Raw genomic sequence first — 17,360 nt, forward strand, 5'->3', positions numbered from 1 at the left:
GCCTGCGCCGCGCCGCCCTACCCGAGCGGTCGCGACCAGACGTCGGCGATCGAGGGGTCGTAGTACGCCGGGTCGTCCTGGTTCTCGAACTTCACACGCACGGTCCCGTCCGCCGCGGCCAGCGCTGCCGGCACGACGACCTCGTGCGTCTCGGTGCCGGCGCCCACGGTGCGCTGGTGCGTCCGCAGCAGTACTTCCTCGCCGTCGACGTAGACCTTGTAGCGCTTGGTCTGCGCTCGGTCGTACGTCTCGACCGCGCGGAGCACGAACGGTTTGCCGGGCTCGATCTCGAGGTCGAACGCGAAGTGCGAGAACGGCGTGAGGTGACCCGCGTACCGCCGCGTCAGCCCTGCCTCGTTGCTCGTTCCGGACGAGCTGGATGCCGTCAGACCGTGCGCCTGCTCCGAGGACGCCGCCCCGAGGTCGACGTGGTCGATCGCATCCGCGACCGACGGATCGATCACGACCACCGCCGTCCCGCTGCCGGTGGCGAGCTTCTCGCCGTCGCGGGTGAACGCCACGTCGAGCGAGTGCTGGGCGCGGGCCCGCTCGGTGTCGCGGGGAACAGCCACGGACAGCGACACCGTCTCCTCGCCACCCGCTGCCACCTCGACGTCCACGGGCTCCGGCACGGTCCAGCCCTTCGGGACCCCGACCTCGACCGAGCCGGTGACGGGCACCCGGCCCAGGTTGCGGACGCGCGTGGTCACCGTTGCCTCCCCACCGGGGCGGACCTCGCTCGGCGTCACGACGACTTCGTCCAGCGCGACCGGAGAGGCGACACCGACCGTGAAGCGCTTCGAGACCGCCAGGTGTGCGCCGGAGACCACGAAGCCGACCCGTGCCGACGCCGTGACCGAGGCCGGCTTCTGCTCCTCGTCGACGGTGACGGTGAGGTCCGTGCTCTTCTGCTCGCCCGGGGCGAGCTTCTTCGCGAGCGTCACCGGCTTCCCGGCTGCCCACCCGTCAGGCAGCTCGACAGCAGAGGCGGTGATGTCGCTCGACTGACGCCGCCCGCCGTTGCTCGCCGTCACTGTCACGGCGACGTCGTCACCGGGTCGTACGGCGGTGTCCGGTGCCGTCGCGCGGAACGACAGCTCGAGCAGGTCCGCCACGGCGACGGATGTGGCGCCGCGCGCGCCCTCGAGCGCCGCGCGTACCTTCTGCTCGTCGCTGTCCGACAGACCCGCCGAGGCGATCAGGTGGTCGAGCGGCTTCAGGGCGTGGTGCGCGAGGACGAGCGCGTCGGCCGCCTTCTCGTCGCGGTCCTGACGGGCATGCGCAAGAGCCGCCGTGGCGGAGGCGTCCGCGCCGGACGCCGCGACGCGGGCAAGCGCGAGCATCGCCGCACGCCCACCACTGACGTCGCGCAGGCTCGTCCGCAGCTCCCCGATGCGGTCCTTCACGTCCCCGACGAGGCCGGCCTGATCGTCGGAGACGAACGCGTACGAGCCGGAGCCGACCTCGACGACGACGTCGCCGCCGGCGTACGACACGTCATGGACACCCTCGGCGTCGGCGACCGCACGCCCTCCCTCGGTGACGGCGAGCGCGTTCGCGGCAGGGATGCGCACGGTCGCGGTGGAGCCGACCGGCACGTCGACATCCATCGTGAGGCGGTCGCCGCTGCGCCGCCAGCTGTTGCTGACCGGACCGTACGGCGTCTTGGTCGAGGCGCGTGCCCAGTCCATCTTGTCGGTGACCGCCGGGGCGATGGAGACGTTGCGGTAGCCGGTCTCCTCCGACGGGCTGATGCCCGCTACGTCGTGGTAATACCAGTCGTCGACCGTGCCAAGGAAGTAGTGGCCGCGGGACCGGGCGTCGAGCGCCCAGTGCTCCCACATCGACGTGCCGCCGTTCTCGGTCATGAAGCCCCAGCTGGGATACGTCGTCTGCGTGGCGAGCTCGTACGCGATGTCGGCGTAACCGTGGTCGGTGAGGACCGGCAAGAGGTACTTCGTGCCGAGCACACCCGTGTTGAGGTGCATGCCCTTGTCCTTGACGTCAGCGACGATGCTTGCCGCGGCCGTCTTCGCGGTCGCCTCGTCCGGGGCCAGCCCGAACGCGAGCGCGAGCACGTTGTGCGTCTGTCGGTAGCCGCGGTCGCCGTTGCCGCGGTAAGAGCCGGCGGCGCGGTCGAGGAAGCGGTCGTTGAAGGTCTTCTTCACGACGGCGGCGTTCTTCGCGAAGGCGTCGGCATCGGCGTCCTTGCCGAGGAACCGGGCCGAGCGCTCCATCGACGTCAGCATCGCGTACAGGTACGCCGTACCCGAGACCCGCGTGTCCTCGGGTGCGTTGCCACCGGCTGGGCTCGCCTCAGGGCTCACCCAGTCACCCAGGCGGGGATTGGTCACGAGCCCGTCCGCGGAGCGACCGAACTCGAGGTCGACGTACTTCTTCATGCCGTCGTAGTAGTGGGTGAGCGTGCGGGTGTCTCCGCCGTACTGATAGAGCCACCACGGGATCATCACGTACGCGGAGTGCCACGGCGGCGCGACGCCCCACTCCCCCCAGCTGCCGGAGCTCGGCGCGATCACCATCGGCGCGCCCTCGGCGTCGCGGGTGTCGTTCATGTCGGTCGTCCACTTGGCGAAGAGCTCGTGGACGTCGAGGTTCATCATGAACATCTCGGCGCCGACGGCCGCGTCACCGGTCCACCCGTTCTTCTCGAACATCGGGGTGTCGGTCGGGATCCCGTGGATGTTGTTCTTGAGCGTGTCGACGACAGCACGGTGCACGTCGTTCATGATCCGGCTGGAGCTCTCGAACGACCCGGTCTCCGCGGCGTCGGTGTGCACCGCCTTGGCCGTGAACGCGCTGAGCGGCGGTGCTTCGTCGCCCGGCCACCCGGTGACCTCGACGTACTGGAAGCCCTTGTAGGAGAACTGCGACTCCCACGACTCCTTCTCCCCTGTGCCGGCCAAGATGAAGCGGTCGGTCTGGAAGCCGGACTGGAAGCCTCCGTTGTTGGAGAAGTTCGGTCGGCCGTCGGCCTTGAGCTTCTCGCCGTACTGCGCCTTGATCGTCGTGCCTGCGGCGCCCTTGGCGGTGAGCTCGACCCATCCGGCGAGGACCCGGGGGAACTTCACGACGTACACGCCGTCGGCAGGCTCCGTGATCTCTTCGGCAGGCAGCGACTCAGTGACACGGATCGGCTGCTGCCGCTGGTTGACCAGCGTGCCCTTCGGTCCGTCGACCTCGCTCGCATGCTTCCATGCCGCGTCGTCGAACCCGACCTCGTCGAACCCGTCCTGCACCAGGCGCGCGTCGTACGTCTCGCCGGCGAAGAGGTCGTCGAAGACCGTCGGGCCGTCGTGGATCGTCCAGGAGTCGTCGGTCACCACGTTCTTGGTGGTCCCGTCCGCGTACTCGAGCCGCAGGACCGCACGGGTGACGGGCTCGTCGTGCCACGGCGGCGACTCCCACCGCCAGACGTTGCCTCCGGTCATCCCGTAGAAGCCGCGACCGAGCTCGACGCCCAGCGCGTTCTTGCCGGGCTGGAGCTGGTCGGTCAAGTCGGTGCCGACGTACTGTGCGCGGTCGTCGAAGTCGGTGAACCCCGGCGACAGTACATCCTTGCTGATCGGCGCACCGTTCACGCTGACGTCGGCATAGCCGCCCGCCGCGACGAAGAGCGTCGCCGCAGTGAGGTTCTTGCCGACGGAGAACTCCTTGCGCAGGAGCGGTGCAGGAGCGGTCTTCTTCGCAGGCGGGCGGACGCCGCTCCCCCACGGGCCGCTGCCGTACGCGGCCTGGACCACAGCCGGCGCCCACGCACTGTCATCGAAACCGGGTTCCTGGAATCCGTCCGTGACCTGCTTGCTCGCCTTCCAGGAGGTGTCGGTGGTCGTGACCGTCGTCGAGCCGTCGGACCACGTCGTCCGGATCTTGGCGATCAGGCCGGCGGGCGATCCGGGCCCGTTGTCGGTGCGCACGGCGAGGACGTTGCGATCCGGCCGCAGCGCGACCTTGTAGAGGTGCGACTGCTGCCACTCGTTCTCCGCGCCGCTGGTCTCACCGAGGAGCGAGCCGTTGAGCCAGACGCGGAACAGGTCGTCGGCGGTGAGGAGGATCTCGGCGCTGATCGCCGTCTTTCCCTCCGGCGCGTCCCACGTGGAGCGGAACGCGCGGGGCTCCGCGGGCGCGACCGGGGTGGTTGCCTCCGGGGTCCAGATCCACGAGGCGCCCCTCGGGTCGAGCGAGTCGGTCTCCGCCACGCGCTCGTTGCCGATCCACGCGCTGCCGGCCCAGTCTGTCTCTCCGAGCAGTCCGGTGCGGAACGTGCTCGTCGCGCCGGCCTTGCCCGCGCTCGTCACGACGTCGACGCGCCAGTGGTAGCGGGTCGCAGGGTCGAGGGCCGGACCGTCGTACGCGACGTTCGCCGACTCCTGCGACCGTACGGTGCCGCTGTCCCAGCTCGTCCGGTTGCCGGTGAGGCGCTTCTCCGTGGTGGCGAGCCTCAGGCGGTACGACGTCTGCCTGACGTCGCGTTGCTTCGTCGAGATCACCCAGCTGAACCTCGGCTTCTCGACATCGAGTCCGATCGGCGTCGGCTTCTTCTCGACCTCGAGGTCGACGAGCTTCACGCCCTTCGGCGACGCGGTCGGTGCTGCTCCGACCGCGGGGGCGGCGTTCAGCGCGGGAAAGAGCAGGGCAAGCACCACGACGAGAGCCGCAGCGACACGACCCCGATCGAGCGGTCGGCGTTCCGACGCGGGCTTCGGCACGATTCTCCTCAGGAATTAAAACGATTCAACGAGGGAACGTAACCACACCTGATATGACGCGGACAACAGAAGTGACCGGTTGCGGCCAACACGCGCGACGGGGCTCCGACCATTGGACAGCAGAGGCCGCCCGCCCTCGACCCGAGTCGAGTGCGGGCGGCCCTTCGTCCTCTAGCGCGGTTGCTCCGCGATCTGGAACTGCACGTTGCCGTCCGGCGTGACCTGGGCGTCGAGGATCTTGTCGTCCAGCACCGCAGAGGCGCCGTCCTCGAGGTAGACCTTGGCCTCACCCGACTCGACGAGCGTGTCACCAGGCTCGCCTGCCAGTACGGCGGCGATGGCGAAGCCCTCCGCACCCGGTCCGCTGATGCGGAGACCCCCGTTCTCAGAGGGGACCTGCTTGTTGACCAGGGTCGTGACGATGTCGCTGGCGTTCTCGGTGAGGGTGAGCATGAGCTCTCCTTCCGTGGTGAACAGGTCCTCCCACCGTTCGTCGCGATGCGCCCGCGTTCAAGCGAGTGTCCGCTGGGTGGACAACCCGCCGGTACGGACGGCGGCTACCCTGCGGTCATGAGGAGCCACGTGACCCGGGAGGGCGGCACGGTCGTACGCCCGGCGGGTGCGTGGTCGGAGGCGGTCCACGCGCTCCTGAGAACGCTCAACGCGGCCGGCCTGGCGGGGGTCCCGGAGCCCCTCGAGATCATGCCGGACGGGCGGGAACGGCTCACCTACCTCGAAGGCACCGTCCCCGCCTACCCCATGCCGGACTGGGTGTGGGGAGACCTTGCGCTCGAGTCGACGGTGGAGCTCCTTCGTAGGGCTCACGACGCGTCGGCGAGCGCACCGAGGTCGGGACCGTGGCGGTCCCCCGTGCGCCAACCCGCGGAGGTCATCTGCCACAACGACTTCGCGCCGTACAACCTCGTGTTCGACGAGGGCCGCGCCATCGGCGCCATCGACTGGGACTTCGCGTCGCCGGGCCCGCGGGTATGGGATCTCGCCTACCTCGCGTACCGGATCGTGCCGCTCTCGACCGCCGACTTGGGCGATGGGTTCACCGACCGCCAGCGGCGTCGGCGACTTGAAAAGCTAGCGCGCCTGTACGACCCGGCCCTGGAGGCGGACGAGGTCTCGGCGATGGTTCCGGCACGGCTGCTCGAGCTCGCCGACCTCACTGCGGCAGCAGCCGAACGGCTGGGCGACGCCTTCCTCCACGACGACGCGGCGCTCTATCGCCGCGACACTGCGCACCTGTCGTCCTGAACTGTTCGTGGTCGCCACCTGCGTCGGGTTGACGGTCGCCACGCTGGGCGGCGAGGCCTACGAGACCGTCGTCCCGGTCTGGCTCGGGACGGTCACCGTCGTGCTCCCCGGCCTTGCCGGGATCACCGCCGTCGTCGCGGCCTGGCGGGGCGGGCGCGACTGAGGCGCGCGCGGGACCAGCGGCGAGCCCTACGGGTACGCGAGCCGGGTGCGTGACAGGAACGCGTCCGGCGTGCGCGACTCCAGGAGCTCGACGAGGACACCGTCGCTCGTCGTGCCGTAGCAGACGGCCGCGATGCCACCGCTGGACTCGGTGACGTCGTGGTGCCACGTCGTCCCGGCGACCTTCTGCCGTACGCCGTCGATGTCCGTGACGTCGAGGCAGAGGTGGTTGACGCCGAGGTCGACCGGGCGGGCCCGCGGCTCGTCGGCGCCTCCCGACACCTCGACGGCGACAGGGCCGGGAACCGTCGGAAGTGCGTGCGCCTCGGCGTCGGGGACCTGGACGAGGACACCGACGAGACCCGTCGGCCCGTCGCCGGCGACCACCGTCACCGGCGTGCCGTCCGGGCACCGTACGCGGCGCGCGCCCGACGGGGTACCGCCGGCGTCGACCGCCTGCGCGTACGTCGCGTCAGGGTCGACCGCCGCCCAGACGAGGCCCTTGACGCCGGGCGATCCCGGACTCCGTACGCCAGGGGTCGGCGACGCGAACGCGAAGAGCTCCATGAACGCGGCGTCCGTACGAAGCAGGATCACCTCGGCCGACGTCCCCTCGGTCGCGAGCGACTCGTCCGCCGGGGCCGTCCCGACCGGCCACCCGAAAGCCCCGTGCTCGTGCGCCGACAGGCCGCCGATCCAGAAGCGGCGTGCCGCCTCCAGGTCCGCGACGCTGATGCCTACGTGGTTGAGGGCGACGACGCGCCCGGCACTCTCCATGCCCGGAACCTATCGGGCGACAGCCTCCTCCGGGGCGGTCTTCACCCTCCCGGGCAGGACAAGCCCGGCAACCGCTGCCGAGACGGCGGCGGCGACGGCGGCGACCAGGAACGCCGCGGTGTATCCCGAGGCGGTCTGGTCGACCAGGCTGGCGGCGGCGACGCTCGACACGACCGCCGCCCCGAGCGACGCGCCGAACTCGTGGAACGTGGAGACGATGCCGGAGGCGATGCCCGCCTCGTGCGGTGCCACCATGCCGAGCGCCGTGGCTGACGCCACCACGAACAGCGTCCCGAGCCCAGCCGCGCTTACGCTGATGCCGACGACCACGCCGACGGTCGTCGTCCAGAGCACCGGGACGGCGAGACCCGCGGCGGCGAGGAGCATCCCGCCGACCCCGAGCGCGCGTCCGCCCGTACGGCCGATGAGCCGGCCACCGATCTGGGCTCCCGCCATGGTCGCCAGCGCGACGGGCAGGAACAGCAGCCCCGTCGCGAGCGGACCGAGGTCCGCGCGCCCCTGGAGGTAGAACGAGCCCAGGAAGAACACCGCCACCATCAGGGCCGTCGTGATCGCGATGACGAAGATGCCGGAGCTGACCGGCCTGCGCGCGAGCAGGTGCAGGTCCATCAAAGGTGAGGGGGCGATCCGCTGCCAGAGGCCGAACGCCAGGTAGAGCACGACGGAGACGGCGAAGAGGGTCAACGTCCGCGGCTCCAGCCAGCCGTCGTCCCCGGCGTCGATCATCGCGTAGATCAGGGTGCCGGTCGCCGCGGTGACGAGCACCGCACCGAGGACGTCCGGTCGCCGGGAGGCGCCGAGGCCCGCCGGCGGCAGACTGGGGAGCACGCGCGCGAGGACGACGAGCACGATCGCGCCGATCGGGACGTTCACGTAGAACACCCACGGCCAGCCCGGGCCGGCGGTCAGCACACCACCGACGAGGACACCGACCGCGGCGCCGCCTCCGCCGAGGGCGGACCAGATCCCCAGGGCACGGTTGCGCTCGTCGCCGTCGAACATGCGCACGACCGCCGAGAGGGCAGCGGGCGAGAGCATCGCCGCACCGAGCCCCTGGCCGACACGGCCCGCGAGGACGGTCCCCGCCTCCTCCGCGGCGCCGGTGACCAGCGACGCGATCGTGAACACGGCGAGCCCGGCGAAGACGAGCGCCTTGGGCCCGATGAGGTCGGCGAGACGCCCTCCGAGGAGCATCAGCCCGCCGAAGGTCAGGGTGTACGCGCTGACGACCCAGGTCAGCTCCTCGCGACTGAGGCCCACGTCGGCACCCATGTGCGGCAGCGCGATCGCCACGACGGTGACGTCGAGGATGAGCATGAACTGCGCGATGCCCAGCAGGGCGAGCGCGAGCCAGCGCTGCGGGTACGGGGTCGAAGCCTGGCCCGTCGGGCCGTCGGACGGGTGTGCGGAGGTCGCCATGACACTCCTCCTAAGTTGGACACGCAAGTACGAGATACTCCAGGCATACACCAACTCGTACTGCGCTGTCCAACTTAGGAGGGTGAGGCGCGACCCTTTAGCGACGGGAGGCGACTCAGATGTCGGTCGGCATCACAGCCGTGCCGCTCTTCATCCGCTCGCGGAAGCTGCCGGTCGGGAACTCCCGGTCCTTGAGCTTCTCCATGAACTCGCGCAGCGTGCGCGTCCCGTACGCCGGGGCGACGTGATCGACGACCGACCAGTACTTTGCGGCCTCGAGGTAGTACGCGACCGGCGCGACCTTCTTGCTGTACTTGCCGATGCGCTGCAGGCGCGCGATCTTCTTGTCCCAGGTCGTCATGGGCACGACGTCCCACTGCGGGTCGCGTCCGGTGACGTCGAACATCATCTGGCCGGCGTCCTTGAGCGTGACCACGTTGTCGGCCTGCCAGGGTCCACCGACGGGGAGCACGCGACCGAGCGCCTCCGGCGAGAGCACCTGGTTGGTGAGGAACTCGGCGAGGTCCTCACGCGCGATCGGGTTGACGACGTTGTACTCGCCGTGGTCGAAGATCCGGTACGGCAGACCGTTCTTGACGTCACCGAACGTCATCGACAGGTAGGGGTAGTACGCCGTCGGCCGCACGATCGTCCACGGCAGCGCGCCGTGGTGCTGGCCCATGAGCTCGCCCTCGACCTGCAGCTTGTAGACCTGCGGGATCAGCTCGGGCCGGTACGCGCCGTAGTCGCTGACGTGGATGAACTGCTGCACCTGGTGGCCGACGGCGGAACGGATGCCGTTCATGACCGCGTCGTAGTCGACGAGCTTGCACTCTTCGGCGTCGTTCGGGCGGCGACCGCTGAGCAGCGACACGACCACGGCCGTCGGCGCCGCCGCGACGGCGTTCTCGACGTCCTCGGGGCGCGTGGCGTCTCCGGACACGATCTCCGCGCCGGCGTCGAGGAAGACCGGATCGTTCTTCACCGCCGCGTCGCGTGCCAGCACCGCAGGCTTGTATCCGCGCCGGGCCAGCTCCGGCACGAGCGCGCGGCCGATGTATCCGGTGCCGCCGAGCACGAGGACGCGCTCACCGTTGCCGCTGCCGGTGGGGCCGGTCGCATAGGTGCCCGAGGTGCTGGAGAGGAGACGCGTGCGCAGCTCGTGACTGCGCTGCTGAGCGGAGGTCGCGTCGAGGGAGGTGATCGTGCTGTAGGCCATGGGGCAGATCGTATATCTTATTGCGCATCTCGGGGAGCCCTTCGGCCGAAGATCCGGCTTCTCCACACCCAGGTCATGGCCACCGGACGGCCCCTGTGGACAGCGCCAGCCGAGGCTCCCAGGCGGACACACCCTGCATGCATGACGATCCCCAACAACGCCGACACCGGCGCATTCGCCCGGTTCCTCCACGACCTCGGCGACGAGCTGGCCGAGATGGTGCGGTTCGCGCCACGGACCCCGGTCGGCCAGCTCACCGTCGACGTGCGACGCCGCCGTCCTGACCTCACGATCCGCGACGCCGACGTGCTCAACGCGGTCACCGAGACCTTGATGCTGGTCGGCCATCCCGACGGGACGGTGAGCCATCTCGCCTCCGTGCTCGACGGATGCGTCTTCACCCAGCGGGTGCGCGCCACCACCACGGAGCGCGTCGATGTCCGCGGGGGCACCTCACTCCTCCCGATCGAGATGATCGTGCGCGAGGAGCACGAGCACGGGCGACCTCTGCCGGTCTCCACGTCCCCGTTCGGAGACGAGACGCTCGTCGGCCCGCCCGGATGGCTCCCGACGATCCCGCCGTACGGGCTCGTTGGCCTCCGCTGGACCGGCGGAGCCGTCGTCGCAGGACGGGTGGACGAGCCTGAGGTGTCCCCCGACCACATCGCGCGGATCTCCGAGCTGCTGGCCGACCACTACCGCAAGCAGGAGTGGTGGGGGTTCGAAGAGCGCGGCCTGGATGCGCGTCCCGCGGACCTTCTGCGCGCGATCGCACAGGCCAAGCTCGAGGACCCGTCCCTCTTCTGCGACCCGCTCCCTCCCCTCGCCGAGCTCATGTACGACCCGCTCGACCGCGACCAGGACCGCTTCCTCTGGCGCGAGCACGCCGCCATCCGACAGGGCGAGAACGTCAGCTTCTCGGTGCAGGGGATGCCCGACGGCCTCCATGCCGAGCTCAGGTCGCGCGCGACGACGTACGGCATGTCGTTCGACCAGTACGTGATCGCGATCCTCGGGCATCTCGCCTGGCGCACGCCGTTCGCCGAGGACCTCGGCCCGGTTGAGCGATGGTGGCCGGGCGAGAGCGACCCCTTCGGTCGCAGGTGATGCGTTAGCATCATGTGCGTGCGCACCACTCTTGACATCGACGACGACGTGCTTCGCGCGGTCAAGGAGCGGGCGCGGCGCGAGGGACGCAGCGCCGGCGCAGTCGTCTCAGACCTCGTCCGCGAGTCGCTCACCCGTTCGGTCGACATGAAGCCCGACGAGGGCTTCTTCGGCTTCTCTCCCCTGCCGCACCGAGGCCCCGTCGTCTCCAACGCGCTGGTGGACGAGCTGCGCGAGGAGATCGGCGAGTGAGGGCGCTCCTCGACGTCAACGTGCTGCTCGCTCTGTTCGACCGCGACCACGCCGATCACGCCCGTGCCCGTGACTGGCTGACGGCCGAGATCACACAGGGCTGGGCGTCCTGCCCGCTGACCCAGAACGGGTTCGTCCGCGTGGTCGGCCAGCCGCAATACCCGAGCCCGGTCCCGGTCGCGCAGGCGATCCAGATGCTGGCCCGGGCGTGCAGCACCGAGCACCACGAGTTCTGGCCCAGCGACCGCAGCCTGCTCGACGAGACGTTCGTCGACCCACGTCGGATCCACGGGCCGCGCCAGGTCACCGACCTCTACCTCCTCGCGACCGCGGTCGCACACCGCGGGAGGTTCGTGACGTTCGACCGCGCGATCCCGGTGTCCGCGGTGCCCGGCGCGACGAACGACCACCTCGTCGTGCTCTGAGCGACCCCTCGAACGGCCCTCGCGGCCTACGACGGGCAGTGTGATCCATTTCACTCTACGGTGTCGCCATCCGCCTTCTTCACCTCCAGAAAAAGGATGTCGCCCCCATGCCAAGATCCTCACCCCTGCGCAGGAAGGTCACCGCTGTCGCGCTCGCGCTCACGGTGCCGAGCCTGATCGCCGCCAGCACGACCGTACCGGCGGCTTTCGCCGATCCGTCCCCGCCCGCACCCGACACCGTCACCCTCGAACGCCTCCCCGACGAGGTGCCCTCGGTCGTCGAGATCACCGTGCCGGGCACCGCTGAGCTCGACCGGCTCGTGGCGACCGGCGTCGACCTCGACCACGGCGTCGAGCAGCGCCCGGACGGCCTCGAGGTCCGCGCCATCGTCACACCCCACGAGCTCGAGGCGCTGGAGAAGGCCGGCTTCGAGGCAGGCGGGGTCCTCTACACCGAGAAGGACACCGAGACCGCGCTCGCCGAGCGCGACGCGACGGTCGCCGCGGCCAAGGCCGAGAACACGGCGTTCGCGGACGAGGCGACCCACCCGGACGTCTCCGACGTGAAGATCACGCGCGCGCAGTACTTCACCGCGTTCGGCGTCCCCGTGCTCTCGGTCGAGGCTAAGTGGGCCAACGGGCAGAACGCCACCGACACCCTCACCGTCGAGCGCGACAGTGGCCCGGGGACGGCTTTCGGCAGCGGCGGCTCGCAGACCATCAACCGCTTCGTCGACGCCGACGTCTACCTCTACCACCGCGGGGCGAGCCCGACGACGGGCGAGCAGGCGGTGACGACGCGTCCAGACCGGATCCGGATCACCAGCCCGACCGGTGACGTGGCGATCGCCAAGGTGACCGACTGGCTGCCCACGGGCGACGAGCCCGACCCGTTCAAGGGCGCGGGCTACCAGGAGGACTTCGTCAGCTCGTACCTCGATCCGACCCAGCTGTACGACCGGATCAAGCAGCTGGCGACGGACTTCCCCGACCTGGCCGAGATCGTCGAGCTGCCGCACCAGACCAATGGCTACCGGCGCCTGGCTCAGGCCGTCATCCCCGCAGGCACGGCGGCTGCGGACCACCCGCGGCGTATCGGCGTCGACTCGAAGGCGTACGGGTCCGAGGGCGGCAACGGCATCACCGTCGCGGTCGAGCACCCGGCCACGCCCGACCAGCCGCTGACGGTCTCCGTCTCCGACAAGACGATCACGGTCACCTCGGCGACCGACTCCGGCGGTGCGGCCACGAGCACGGCCGCGCAGGTCGCCGCCGCCCTCAACGCCGACGCCTCTGCGAGCGCCCTCGTGTCGGCGTACACCTACCGCGGCAACGTCGGCGACGGCATCGTGCCGGCAACCGCGGCGACCACCCTCACCGACGGGCTCGATGCGCCGGCGACCGTCTCCCGCGCGCAGCACCCGGTGTACGCGATCAAGATCGGCAAGGTGCGGGACGGCTCGAAGCCGGGCGTCTTCTACTACGCGCAGGAGCATGCGCGCGAGTGGGTGCCGCCGCTGGTCACGATCGAGACCGCCGAGCGGCTGCTGCGCAACTACGCGTCGCACCCGGCGACCAAGGATCTGGTCGACAACCTCGAGATCTGGGTGCTCCCGTCGGTCAACCCCGACGGCGGTCACTACTCGTTCTACGACTTCAGCTCGCAGCGCAAGAACATGGTCAACCACTGCGCGGCGGGCGGCAACGTCGACGCCAACTCCCGCGACTCATGGGGCGTCGACGTCAACCGCAACTACGACGAGTACAGCCTGTTCGACGGCTACTCGGGAGCGTCGCCGAGCTGCACCAGCGGGACGTTCGCCGGTCCGGCGGAGCTGAGCGAGCCCGAGGCGCGCAACGTCGACTGGGTCGCCGCGCGGCCCAACATCAAGTGGTCGATGAACGTGCACAGCTCCGGCAACTACTTCATGTGGTCGCCGGCCGCTTACCAGGTGCCGGGGCGGGTCACCGCTCCGGAGCCCACCTTGGAGGAGGAGTCGCTCTTCCAAGGTGCGTCGTCGCGCATCCTCACCGCGATCAAGCGGCACCGGGGCATGTCGGTGACACCGGCACGGACCGGGCGCGTGGTCGACACGCTCTACTCGGCGGCGGGCAACTCCGGCGACATGCTCTGGTACAAGTACGGCATCTTTGCCTGGGACTTCGAGGTCGGCTCGACGTTCCAGCCGCCGTTCGAGGCCGAGACGCCGACCGGACCGGGTGCGCACCAGGAGGCGATGGAGTTCTCCAACGGTCTGATCGAGATGCTGCGGATCGCGCGTGACCACGAAACCGACACGGTGACGCCGGTCAGCGAGGTGAAGGTGACCTCCAGCACCGTCGAGGGCAAGGTCAACGTCGAGTTCGCCACCAACGAGCCGGCGAGCGTCTTCTACACGACCGACGGCACGGTTCCGAACCTGAGGTCGACCATGTACGCCGCGGCCGGCCTGCGCGAGGGCGGCGAGCGGATCAAGGTCGACGAAGGGGCGGAGATCCGCTGGATCACCGTCGACAGCCGCGGCAACGTCGAGCGGCACTTCATCCCGGGACGCGAGGGCAACTACCGGACCTGGATCGCCGAGATCGGGTACGAGGAGCCCCTGCCCGCGTCGGCGACCGCGTTGACGCTCAACCGTACGACGGTCGTCGCGGGGAAGACCGGGGTCACCGCCACGATCCACGTCACGGCACCGGGAGCCGGCGACCAGCCGACCCCGTCGGGCGTCGTCACCGTCTATGTCGACGGCGAAGCCGCCGGGTCGGCGGAGATCGATGCGGACGGCCGTGCGAAGGTCCGGCTGGCGGCGATCGGGTCGGTCGGCAACCACCTGCTGACCGCCACGTACGGGGGCAGTGCCGAGCTGGCGGCGAGCACCTCGCCGCCCGTGGCGCTCAAGGTGACGAAGGCCACCGCAGCCCTGTCGGTTGCGGTGTCGCCCCAGCACGTCACGACGAGGACGCGCGCGAGGCTCGCCCTCAGGGTCGAGCCCAAGGGCGTCAACGCCACCGGCGCGGCCGTCGTCACGGTGGGCAGGAGGTCCTACGCCGTCCAGATCAACGCCGAGGGCAAGGGCGCGATCACGCTGCCGCGCCTGTCCCAGGGCACCAGGCGGGTGACCGTGACCTACCTGGGCAACGCCAACCTCACCTCGGCCAAGAAGGTGGTGACGATCAAGGTGCGGCGGTGATCTCGCTGCACTGAGCTGAGGGGCCGGTCACCGGAGGGTGGCCGGCCCCTCGTCATTGCCCCTGTTCACCGGTGTCTCGTGTCAGCAACCGGACCCGCTCGGCGGCGACGACCTCGCGCGCCAGCTCGGCCTCCGAGATGTCGACCGCCTCCGGCGCACTCTCCGCGGTGTCGCTCACCCGCGCGAACTCGTCGAACAGCCTCCGCTTCTGGGCCAGGATCTCGGTGATGCGGCGATCCACCCCGTCCTCCGACAGCAGCCGGTGCACCTGGACGGACTTCAGCTGTCCCATCCGATGAGCACGCGCCACTGCCTGGGCCTCGGTCGTCGGCTTGAGCTGCGGCTCGCAGATGACGACGACCGAGGCCGCCTGGATGTTGAGCCCGACGCCGCCGGCCACGATCTGCGCGACCAGGACCGCGCCGTTGCCGGCGGCGGCGAACTTGTCGACCATGTCCTGGCGCGCGGCCGCGGGCACCGACCCCGTCAACGGACCGAAGACGGGACCCGGAAGCTCACGTGCCACGCGTGCGAGGACCTCACGGAAGTGCGAGAAGACGATCACGCGGCGGTCGTTCGCCTCGGCCTCTTCGACGACGTCGCACAGCCGCTCCATCTTCTGGCTGTCCTGCCCGAGCATCGCCGCCTGCCGCATCGCCATGAAGTTGCCCTCGACGACCGCGGCGCGGTAGGTCCGCTCGTCGTCGCGCGTCATCGGGAGCCACTCGTCGACCTCGACGAGCTTGGGCAGCTCGTCGAGGACGTCCTCCTGGTTGCGCCGCAGGTAGGCGGGCGCGACCTGACGCCGGAACCGGTGGGGCGCGAGCTCGTTCGCATGGACGACGAGATCGGGACGGACGTAGCCGACCAGGTTGCGGAACTCCTCGACGCGGTTCTCCAGCGGTGTCCCGGTCAGGAGGACGGCGCGCTCGCTGCGGTCGAGCAGCGCGGCGGTCCGCTGTGACCGTTGCGCATCCGGGTTCTTGATGTAGTGCGCCTCGTCGACGATGACGCACCCGATCTCGTCGACCTGCTCCAGGTAGGGATCGAGGCGACCGAGCGTCTCGTACGTCGTAACGGCGACGCCGCCTCCGCGTACCCACGCCTGGGCGCCCTCGTCACGTCCCGGGCCGTGGACCCGGTATGCCGTCAGCGTCGACTTGCTCGTGACCTCGCGGGTCCAGTTGGTGACGACGGCTGCGGGGCAGACCACGAGGAAGTGCGTGGCGGCTCCCGTGCTGCGAAGGTGGGCGAGCACGGCCAATGACTCGACCGTCTTGCCGAGGCCCATCTCGTCACCGATGATCACCTTGCGCTGCACCAGCGCGAACCGCGCCGCGAAGCTCTGGTAGCCGCGCAGCGACGCGTCAAGGTCGTCGCCTCTCAGCTCGAGCGCGCGCACGGCCTCGATGATCTCGTCGGGAAGGTCGCCGTGCGTCTTCTCGTCGTCCTCGATCAGGAAGCCGAGCTCGCCGAGCATCGCGAAGTAGTCCGCAGGACGCGCGAGGAAGTCGTCCCAGGGATCGTCCGACGGCATCGCGTGCGCGGAGCCGCCGTCGCCGTTCGCGATCAGCGCCGCCCGTCGTACGACCCGGTCGGCACCGGCGAGCAGCTCGGCCGCCTCTCGCCCCGCGATCCCGAAGACGAGGACGTGACTCACGTGCTCGCCCATCGCGTCGGCCAACGCAGCGAGCTCCTGGCTGCGGACGAGGTCTGCGGACGCGCCCCTCGTCCGCCGTGCGGAGTCCCAGTTCGCGAGGTGGTGCAGCAGCCGGGTCGTCTCGGAGTGTCTGCGGACCACGTCGATGCGCACCGGCGTCTCGTCGTACGTGATCTGCCAGATCGTGCGGGCGGCGCCGACGATCTGCATGCCCGTGGTCGGGCCGAGACCGGGGAGCGTCTCGACGAGCCGGCCCGCGGAGAGCACCTGCTGGACGGTCGTGATCCGGGCGTCGCGCAGCGGCCCGAGCCGGAGCCGGTCGCGGGTCGCCTCCTTGAGCCCCTCGACGGACATGTCGGACAGCAGCCGATGGACGTCGGCCTTGCGTACGGCCTCGCCGGCGTCCTTCGCCGCGTCCCGGTACGCGGCCTCGGCCTGGACCGCAGACGTGAGCGCGTCGACCGCTCCGGGGAGGCGGTGCAGCGCCGCGCCGGGCAGCATCTCGGGTGAATGACCGAGGTCGGAGAGCGCGCCGACCAGGCCGAACGCGGGCTCGAGCAGGTCGGGTGCGGCGAGGCTGGTCGCGTCGTACCGCCCGGATGAGCGCGCGAGCCGCGCGAGCCGCTCGGCGACGTCGCTGCCCGTCCCCCACGCGTGCAGTGCCCGGAGCTGATCTGCGGACGCCGCCGCTTCTGCCTTGCGCTCACGGCCGGCGAAGAAGCGTCGGGACGAGACGAGCGCGGCGACCGTCTCGACGATCTCGCGGCCCCCGTCCAGCTCCTGGATCATCGTGCGGTCGGCAGCCTCCAGCGCCGGCAGGTTCGCCCGATGAGCGAGCAGCTCCAGCAGCGGAGCATCGTCGCGACACAGCGGAACGACGCGCCACGCGGCACGACCGTCGTACGCGACCGTGACGGCGCGCGCTCGCAACGCGCGGACGAGCTCGCGCACCCGCGCCTCGTCGTCCTCGCGTTGCGCCGTGACCGCCTGCGCAGCTGCCGTCCAGCCCTCGACCTCGCTCGCGAGGGTGCGCAGCTGCTTGCGTTCGTCTCGGTTCATGACCTCTCACGGGCTTGAGCATCGGCGGGTTCCCCACGCAAGGCTAGTGACGCACCCCGACGCCCCGACACGCGCGAT

Annotated in this window: 12 protein-coding genes; 6 read left to right on the forward strand and 6 right to left on the reverse strand. The window is 70.3% G+C overall.

Features of this window, described 5'->3' with window-relative positions:
- Positions 1 to 17 precede the first annotated feature (17 nt).
- Together H4N58_RS11570 and H4N58_RS11575 are read right to left on the reverse strand one after the other, a co-directional pair.
- The gene (locus H4N58_RS11570) at positions 18 to 4,727 is read right to left on the reverse strand and encodes a family 78 glycoside hydrolase catalytic domain (protein WP_167250638.1); all 4,710 of its coding nucleotides are present in this window, start codon (positions 4,725 to 4,727) and stop codon (positions 18 to 20) included.
- Positions 4,728 to 4,898: 171 nt separating this feature from the next.
- Positions 4,899 to 5,180, reverse strand: a complete 282-nt coding sequence (locus tag H4N58_RS11575; protein WP_167003220.1) for a hypothetical protein — start codon at positions 5,178 to 5,180, stop codon at positions 4,899 to 4,901.
- A 117-nt stretch (positions 5,181 to 5,297) separates the two neighbouring features.
- Between H4N58_RS11575 and H4N58_RS11580 the strand changes: the two genes are divergently transcribed.
- Entirely contained in the window at positions 5,298 to 5,990 is a 693-nt protein-coding gene (locus tag H4N58_RS11580) for a phosphotransferase (protein WP_167003222.1), read from the forward strand.
- Positions 5,991 to 5,997: 7 nt separating this feature from the next.
- Positions 5,998 to 6,153, forward strand: a complete 156-nt coding sequence (locus H4N58_RS11585) for a hypothetical protein (RefSeq protein WP_167003224.1) — start codon at positions 5,998 to 6,000, stop codon at positions 6,151 to 6,153.
- A 26-nt stretch (positions 6,154 to 6,179) separates the two neighbouring features.
- Here H4N58_RS11585 and H4N58_RS11590 read toward each other — a convergent pair whose 3' ends face one another.
- The 3 genes from H4N58_RS11590 to H4N58_RS11600 form a co-directional block, all read right to left on the reverse strand.
- Positions 6,180 to 6,929, reverse strand: a complete 750-nt coding sequence (locus H4N58_RS11590) for a VOC family protein (RefSeq protein WP_167250636.1) — start codon at positions 6,927 to 6,929, stop codon at positions 6,180 to 6,182.
- 9 nt (positions 6,930 to 6,938) lie between these two features.
- Complete coding sequence (locus tag H4N58_RS11595) at positions 6,939 to 8,369, reverse strand: MFS transporter (protein ID WP_167003228.1); 1,431 nt, start codon at positions 8,367 to 8,369, stop codon at positions 6,939 to 6,941.
- A gap of 115 nt (positions 8,370 to 8,484) precedes the next feature.
- Positions 8,485 to 9,588, reverse strand: coding sequence for an NAD(P)H-binding protein (locus H4N58_RS11600; protein WP_167003230.1), 1,104 nt, complete (start codon positions 9,586 to 9,588; stop codon positions 8,485 to 8,487).
- A 141-nt stretch (positions 9,589 to 9,729) separates the two neighbouring features.
- On the opposite strand from H4N58_RS11600, the gene H4N58_RS11605 reads away from it, so the two are divergent.
- The 4 genes from H4N58_RS11605 to H4N58_RS11620 all read left to right on the forward strand — a co-directional run bounded on the left by H4N58_RS11605 (position 9,730) and on the right by H4N58_RS11620 (position 14,563).
- Positions 9,730 to 10,695, forward strand: a complete 966-nt coding sequence (locus H4N58_RS11605) for a hypothetical protein (RefSeq protein ID WP_167250634.1) — start codon at positions 9,730 to 9,732, stop codon at positions 10,693 to 10,695.
- An 18-nt stretch (positions 10,696 to 10,713) separates the two neighbouring features.
- The gene (locus tag H4N58_RS11610; RefSeq protein ID WP_167003234.1) at positions 10,714 to 10,947 is read left to right on the forward strand and encodes a CopG family transcriptional regulator; all 234 of its coding nucleotides are present in this window, start codon (positions 10,714 to 10,716) and stop codon (positions 10,945 to 10,947) included.
- Complete coding sequence (locus tag H4N58_RS11615) at positions 10,944 to 11,372, forward strand: TA system VapC family ribonuclease toxin (protein WP_167003237.1); 429 nt, start codon at positions 10,944 to 10,946, stop codon at positions 11,370 to 11,372. The genes H4N58_RS11610 and H4N58_RS11615 overlap by 4 nt, the downstream gene beginning before the upstream one ends.
- A 107-nt stretch (positions 11,373 to 11,479) precedes the next feature.
- Entirely contained in the window at positions 11,480 to 14,563 is a 3,084-nt protein-coding gene (locus H4N58_RS11620; protein ID WP_167250632.1) for a M14 family zinc carboxypeptidase, read from the forward strand.
- Positions 14,564 to 14,615: 52 nt separating this feature from the next.
- On the opposite strand, the gene H4N58_RS11625 is transcribed toward H4N58_RS11620, so the two are convergent.
- Positions 14,616 to 17,282 carry a DEAD/DEAH box helicase gene (locus H4N58_RS11625; RefSeq protein ID WP_167250630.1) on the reverse strand — a complete coding sequence of 889 codons (2,667 nt, stop codon included), beginning with the start codon at positions 17,280 to 17,282 and terminating at the stop codon, positions 14,616 to 14,618.
- Between the last annotated feature and the right edge of the window lie 78 nt (positions 17,283 to 17,360).

Source organism: Mumia sp. ZJ1417, from assembly GCF_014127285.1.
GTDB lineage: Bacteria > Actinomycetota > Actinomycetes > Propionibacteriales > Nocardioidaceae > Mumia.

Coding starts and splice junctions, on each gene's coding strand:
- H4N58_RS11575 (WP_167003220.1), bottom strand. CDS start 5,180: ATGCTCACCCTCACCGAGAACGCCAGCGACATCGTCACGACCCTGGTC.
- H4N58_RS11580 (WP_167003222.1), top strand. CDS start 5,298: ATGAGGAGCCACGTGACCCGGGAGGGCGGCACGGTCGTACGCCCGGCG.
- H4N58_RS11590 (WP_167250636.1), bottom strand. CDS start 6,929: ATGGAGAGTGCCGGGCGCGTCGTCGCCCTCAACCACGTAGGCATCAGC.
- H4N58_RS11595 (WP_167003228.1), bottom strand. CDS start 8,369: ATGGCGACCTCCGCACACCCGTCCGACGGCCCGACGGGCCAGGCTTCG.
- H4N58_RS11600 (WP_167003230.1), bottom strand. CDS start 9,588: ATGGCCTACAGCACGATCACCTCCCTCGACGCGACCTCCGCTCAGCAG.
- H4N58_RS11605 (WP_167250634.1), top strand. CDS start 9,730: ATGACGATCCCCAACAACGCCGACACCGGCGCATTCGCCCGGTTCCTC.
- H4N58_RS11620 (WP_167250632.1), top strand. CDS start 11,480: ATGCCAAGATCCTCACCCCTGCGCAGGAAGGTCACCGCTGTCGCGCTC.
- H4N58_RS11625 (WP_167250630.1), bottom strand. CDS start 17,282: ATGAACCGAGACGAACGCAAGCAGCTGCGCACCCTCGCGAGCGAGGTC.